At 54.8% G+C, this 949-nt stretch carries 1 pseudogene; it reads left to right on the forward strand.

The features are described from left to right. A pseudogene (locus JTJ32_RS26280) lies at positions 1-940 on the forward strand (IS3 family transposase); the annotation flags it as partial. Positions 941-949 lie beyond the last annotated feature (9 nt).

Raw genomic sequence — 949 nt, forward strand, 5'->3', positions numbered from 1 at the left:
GGATCGCTCGTCTTGAGCGGGAGAAATCCATTTTAAAAAAGGCTACCGCGCTCTTGATGTCGGAAGAACACGAGCGCTTGCGCTGATCAATCAGCTAGGTGCCCATGAGCCGATCGAATTGCTGTGCGAAGTGTTCGAGACACCTCGCTCGTGCTACTACGACCATTGCCAGCGGCGTCGGGCTCCAGACGCCGAGCGGGTTCGTTTACTCAGTCGAGTCAATGAGCTGTTCGGGCAAAGTCGAAGCGCTGCTGGCAGCCGCAGTATCGTTTCGGTATTGCAGGAAGATGGCGAGCAAATTGGTCGGTTCAAGGTACGTGGCCTGATGCGGGAACTGGGATTAATCAGCAAGCAACCTGGCTCTCATGCTTATAAAAAAGCAACAGTGGAGAGGCCTGACATTCCGAACATTTTGAATCGGCAGTTCGATGTACCCGCGCCCAATCAGGTTTGGTGTGGCGACATCACCTACATCTGGGCGCAAGGAAAATGGCATTACCTGGCGGTGGTTATGGATCTTTATGCGCGTCGGGTGGTGGGCTGGGCGTTTTCAAACAAACCGGACACGGACTTGGTCATCAAGGCGCTGGACATGGCTTATGAGCAACGCGGCAAGCCTCAGGGCCTGCTGTTTCACTCAGATCAGGGCTCCCAATATGGGAGCCGACAGTTTCGCCAGCGACTTTGGCGATACCGCATGCGCCAGAGCATGAGTCGCCGAGGTAATTGCTACGACAACTCGCCGATGGAGCGTGTATTCCGCAGCTTGAAAACCGAGTGGATACCCGCCGTGGGCTACATGACGGCCCAAGAGGCACAGCGGGATATCAGTCATTATCTGATGCATCGCTACAACTGGGTTCGGCCACACCAGTTCAATGATGGACTGGCACCCGCTCAGTACGAGAAAAAACTTAACGTCGTGTCCGGGATCAGTTGACCACTACAC

The sequence above is a fragment of the Pseudomonas alliivorans genome (genome assembly GCF_017826695.1).
GTDB lineage: Bacteria > Pseudomonadota > Gammaproteobacteria > Pseudomonadales > Pseudomonadaceae > Aquipseudomonas > Aquipseudomonas alliivorans.